Genomic DNA, 5240 nt, shown 5'->3' on the forward strand with positions numbered 1-5240 from the left:
TTTGACGGGCGCTGTTCACGTCCGGCAAAACGCTTTCAAGATCGAATGAAAAATTTCTATGTAATTCAATCGAACACAATTACAGAATCGTTCGATTAAACTGAACGATACTAGGTAAAACACCTACCCTGTAAGGGGTTCAATCTATCGAAAACAGAAAACGATAGAAAAGATCTACTGACGCCGCTGAACAGATCAGGGCATGACGACGTAGAAGTTGGGCTCCGTTCCTTCCTCGGGCAGCAGCCGCTCGGCGCCCGAGCGCCTCAAGCGCTCCGAGAAGTCGGACGCCGGGTCGGCCGAGTTGCCGAAGGCGCGCGCACCCGTGGAGCAGATCGCCACGCAGGCGGGCTCGAGGCCCGCCGCGAGGCGCTTCTCGCACCCCTCGCCCATGCACTTCACGGGCCGGCGCGTGACCGGATGCATCCAGCGGAGGTCGTACGGGCACATCGTCACGCAGAGCCCGCAGCCCACGCACGCCGTCGGATCGATCTTCACAAGACCCGTCTTTTCGTCCCGGTAGTTGCAGCGGTAGGGGCAGGCCGCGATGCAGGCCGCCTCCCCGCACTCCTGACACTGCACGAGGATTTTGGGCGCATCGGGGCCGTCCTCGAAGAGCGTCTCCCAGCGGGTGTTGGCGGGGAGCGTCTCCCAACCCGCGTTCTCCGTGTTGAGGAGCTCGGGGAAGTTCGTCTGCGCGCACGCGACGATGCACGCGGAGCACCGTATGCACCGTGAGCCGTCCCAGAGGTGCGCGAACTGGACGGGAGCCGATTCGGTTCCGGGGGTCGTCACCGTGTTTCTCCAGGTTCAGACGCGCTCGACGCGCACAGAGGAATTGTTGGCGAGCGCCCCAGTGACGCGCTCCCTCGAGCCCGTCGCGAACCAATGCGTGTTGACGCCCTCGCGCGCGAACTCGAATTCGCCGAGGTCGCGCTTCGTCCGCACGCCTCCGGAGAAGCCGTGGGCGAAGAGCGCGCCCTCTACGACGCGCTCGGTGACGGTCACCTCGCTCCTGCCCTTCGCGCCCGTGTCGATGCCGGTGAGCTCGATCGTGTCACCGCTCCGGATCCCGAGGCGCTCGGCGTCCCGGGGGTTCATCCAGACGGTGCGGTCGCCGAGGAACTTCGTCGGCCACGAGAAGAGCGCGGCGCCCGAGCCCGAGGCACTGTCCTTGCCTGTGACGAGATAGAACTCGTTCGTGCCGGGCCTCGGGAGCGTGTAGCCGGGCGGCGGCTCCCAGTCGCAGAGCCCGGAGAAGGCGCTCGCGCCCGTCTCGCCGTAGCGCTCCTCAAAGAGGAAGGAGAGAATCTCGGGCTTTCCCGTGGGCGTGCCGAAGGGACGCTTCCAGGGGAAGACGCCGAAGCGCTTCCGGGCGGCGAGCGCCCAGCCCTCCTTCTCCACGTCCGCGCGGATGCGCTCGCCCTCGCCCGGCATCTCGGCGTCCTTGCGGGCGAGGAACTTCTCCCAGGCCGCGTCCTCGAGCGCTCCGTACCAGGCCTTGAATTCGGTGCGCGTCGCGATCTCACGGTCGCAGCCGAGGCGCTCGCGGGCGCGCTCCGGGAACGCGCGGCGCAGGATCTCGCAGTACTGCCAGATCTCCTCGCGGGCCTCACAGCCCTCGGGCGGGTCGATCCCCGGGTCCGAGAGCGCGACGCTGCCGTCGAGCGCCCAGCGCACGACGCCGTGCGAGCGGGTCTCAAGGAAGAACGTGCAGGGGAGCACGTAGTCGGCGTAGTCCACGACCTCGTGCGGGAGGATGTCCTGCACGACGAGGAGGTCGAGCGATTTGAGCGCCTGGGCGAGGCGCTCGGAGTTGGCCTCGCGATGAAACATCGTCGTGCCGGTGATGAAGACGGCGCGGATCGGATAGGGGTCCCCCTTCTCGATCGCGTCGAAGATCGCCGAGAAGGTGCCGCCGCCCTCGGGGTAGAGCCTGCGGTCGAGCGCCGTGGGCTCGGTTATGGTCCAGGTCTCGCCGTGCGGTCCCCGGCCCTTCCCGGCCTTCTGGCTCACCGAGGGGCCGGCGTAGCCCGCGCCCTGGGTGACCACGAAGCCGCCCGGCTGATCGAGCGTCCCCGTGAAAAGGTTGAGCATGCTCATGAGCGCGAAGGCGCGCGTGTCGTTGCCGTTCCTCGAGCCGTACCAGCCGTCGTCGCAGACGCCGCCCCGGGTGAAGAACTCGCGCGCGATGCGCGTGATGGTCCCGGCCGGGATGCCGGTCACTGATTCGCCGCGCTCCGGCGTCCAGACGCCGAACACACGCCCGAAGGCGTGGAAGCACGACTCGACCTTGAGTTCGCGGCCGTCCGCCGCGGTGACCTCGCCCGCGAAATCCAGCACGGGCTCGACGCCCTCGGGCTCGTCAAAGCCCGTGGCGACGCCCTTGTCGTTGCGCGCGAGCGCCATCGCGGCCGGCGCGCCGGTGCGGGCGTCCATGACGGCCCAGGCGTCCGCCGCAGCGCCCTTGATCAGCTCGGCCGCCGCCAGCGGGCGGTGCGTGCCCGCCTCGACAAGATAGGGAGCGTTCGTGCGGTGCGTGAGGAACGCCGTGTCAACAAGTCCCTCGGCGACGCCCACGTGGATGAGCGACAGGATGAAAGCCGCGTCCGTGCCCGGGCGGATCGGCACCCACTCGGCGTCGCCGCAGGCGGCGCCGGGCTTTCTCGGATCGACGAAGACCACCTGCGCGCCCTCATCGCGGGCCCCCGAGACGCTCGAGGTGACGCCGACGGCGCAGTTGAGCGTGCGGCCGATGCAGAGGAGATACTTCACGCGGGCGTAGTCGGGCTCCACCCTGCCGGGGCCGTCGAAGCCGCGGCCGAACACCATGCGGCGCCCCGCCGAGCTCGCGCTGTTGCAGGTCGAGGAGTGACTGATGACATTCGGGGTGCCGAGCGGCGCCGCAAGCCATTCCTGCAGCGCGGAGAAGTTGTGGCTCGTCATCGCCACGGCGCGCTCGCCGTCCTGCTCCACGATCGCGCGGATACGGGCGGCGATGTCGTCGAGGGCCTGGTCCCAGGAGACCTCGGTGAGCTGGCCCGAGCCCCGCGGGCCCGTGCGCTTCATGGGCTTCTTCAGGCGCAGCGGATGGTTCCAGGTCCACATCGCCTGCGCGCCGCGGCCGCAGCAACCGCGCTGCGGATGCGTCGGGTTCGCCTCGATTCTCACCGTGCCCTGGCTCACGGGCTCGCCCTTCTTCTTCAGCACCAGAAGCCCACACTGGCCGCCGCAGATCATGCAGGCGGCGGGTCGGGCCTCCCAGCCCTCAAGCTCAAGCATCTTCTCAGTCACCTCGGGGTCAGGCTGCGCGCCGGAGGGAGTCCGGACGGCGGGCAGCGGATTGTCTCTGAAAACATTATGGATGCAAAAAAGCCTCACCGCATGAACGTCGCGTCCCTGGGACGCAACGCCTGCCGTGAGGCTTTTTTTGTGAGACGGACAACTTTCAGTCCTTGTTTTTCTTTTTGCCTGATGCCCGTCCGGTCGAATGCTCTCCTTTTTCCATTCCCCGGCCGTGTCATCGGCTGAAGAGCAGAGTAAGGGACATGCCGGAAAAGCCCTGTCAGGGAAAACCCTTAGATTTTCCCGACCGCTATTCACCCGAAGGAAAACGACGGACCCTGTGCCGAAGGCCCTGAAAACCCCGGAAAGTCTGCCGTCCCGGCATGCAGGGCACATAGTGCGGCTCCGCCGGAAGGTGAAGCGTATTAGGGTTTTCCTTACCTCTAAAATGGTATGAATAATCGATTTTCAAGAATTCATAGGAACAACCTATGCCAAAGCAGTCAGCCGCCGGAGAGGCCGGGAAACACGGGAGACTGCCGTCCGTCGTTGCCGGGGCCGGTCATTTTCCTTTTGCCGACGGCTGTCATGGGAGGTGCCGGCCACTGCCATATTGCCGTTGCCGGGGACTGTCACAAGTCGCTCTGCTCCAACACCCGCCCTCGCAGCGAGAAATCCTCCTCCGCATCCCCTAGAATGATGGGATTCGCAAAATTTTTCTGCCCCGCCGCAGCCTGCAGGACGCCTCAAGTTCGCCTCGCTTCAAAGTGAGACGAAGACCCCGGTCCTGAAGAGCCCGCGGGGGAAGTCAACGGCCCCTGGGCCTCTTCCATGTTTCTAGCATCACTCGTTATGTCCGCTCTTATCATCGGTCACAAGAATCCCGACACCGACAGCATCATCGCCGCTCTCGCCGCTGCCGACCTCTACACGCAGCGCGGCCTCGAAGTCGAGGCCGTCGCCCAGGGCACCCCGGCCCCCGAGACCGCCTTCGTGCTTGAGCGCTTCGGCCTCAAGGCCCCGGCCGTCGTGACGAGCGTCGCCGGCCGCGACGTCTACGCCGTCGACTACTCCGACCTCGGCCAGGCTCCGTCGGACTTCTCCGACTGCAACCTCAAGGGCATCATCGACCACCACAAGCTCGGCGACATGACCTCCTCGTCGCCCGTCGAGTGCGTGATCATGCCGGTCGGCTGCACGAACACGATCATCAAGCGCATGTACGACTACCTCGGCAAGAAGCCCTCCAAGGAGCTCGCCGGCGCCATGCTCTGCGCGATTCTCTCGGACACGGTGATCTTCAAGTCGCCCACCTGCACGGAGGCCGACCGCGCCGCCGCCGCTGAGCTCGCCGAGATCGCCGGCGTCGCCGACATCAAGGCGCTCGGCATGGAGCTCTTCACCGCCAAGTCCGCCGTCAAGGGCGTCGCCGCCCGCGACCTCATCCTGCGCGACTTCAAGGACTTCACGATGTCGGGCAAGAAGATCGGCATCGGCCAGCTCGAGCTCGTCGACCTCTCCCTCCTTGAGGACCGCTTCGCCGAGCTCCTCGAGGATCTCGGCCGCATGAAGGCCGAGGGCCGCCACACCGCGATGCTCCTCGTCACCGACATCATGAAGGAGGGCTCCGTCCTCCTGATGGCCTCCGACGATCCCGCCAAGGTCGCGAGCGCCTGGGGCAAGACGCTGGGCGAAGGCAACCTCTGGCTCGAGGGCGTCATGTCCCGCAAGAAGCAGGTCGTGCCGAACCTCGAGAAGGTCTTCAAGGATTAATTTACTGATCCGCTGAAGGGGCTCCCGCCCCGCATACCGGACGCAGCGAACCCGCGCGACGCCATGAGGCCCGCGCGGGTTTCGTTTTTCGTGCAGAAAGAAAACCCGCGCTCCCTCATCAAGGAAGAACGGGGACTCCCAGCCCCTAGCTCCTCAGCGGCTTGATTGACCTCAAGTCTTCA

3 protein-coding genes are annotated in these 5240 nt (G+C 66.0%); 1 reads left to right on the plus strand and 2 read right to left on the minus strand.

Going from position 1 to position 5240, the window contains the following annotated elements; genetic code table 11:
* Positions 1 to 195 precede the first annotated feature (195 nt).
* Together Q4F91_RS12655 and Q4F91_RS12660 are read right to left on the minus strand one after the other, a co-directional pair.
* A complete protein-coding gene (locus Q4F91_RS12655; RefSeq protein ID WP_303338090.1) occupies positions 196 to 795 on the minus strand; it encodes a 4Fe-4S dicluster domain-containing protein in 600 nt (199 codons plus the stop codon).
* Between the two features lie 15 nt (positions 796 to 810).
* Positions 811 to 3282 carry a molybdopterin-dependent oxidoreductase gene (locus tag Q4F91_RS12660; protein WP_303338091.1) on the minus strand — a complete coding sequence of 824 codons (2472 nt, stop codon included), beginning with the start codon at positions 3280 to 3282 and terminating at the stop codon, positions 811 to 813.
* Between the two features lie 855 nt (positions 3283 to 4137).
* Between Q4F91_RS12660 and Q4F91_RS12665 the strand changes: the two genes are divergently transcribed.
* Entirely contained in the window at positions 4138 to 5058 is a 921-nt protein-coding gene (locus tag Q4F91_RS12665) for a manganese-dependent inorganic pyrophosphatase (protein WP_303338092.1), read from the plus strand.
* The last annotated feature ends 182 nt before the right edge of the window (positions 5059 to 5240 follow it).

The organism is Sutterella sp. (assembly GCF_030539355.1).
Lineage (GTDB): Bacteria > Pseudomonadota > Gammaproteobacteria > Burkholderiales > Burkholderiaceae_F > Sutterella.

Coding starts and splice junctions, on each gene's coding strand:
- Q4F91_RS12660 (WP_303338091.1), bottom strand. CDS start 3,282: ATGCTTGAGCTTGAGGGCTGGGAGGCCCGACCCGCCGCCTGCATGATC.
- Q4F91_RS12665 (WP_303338092.1), top strand. CDS start 4,138: ATGTCCGCTCTTATCATCGGTCACAAGAATCCCGACACCGACAGCATC.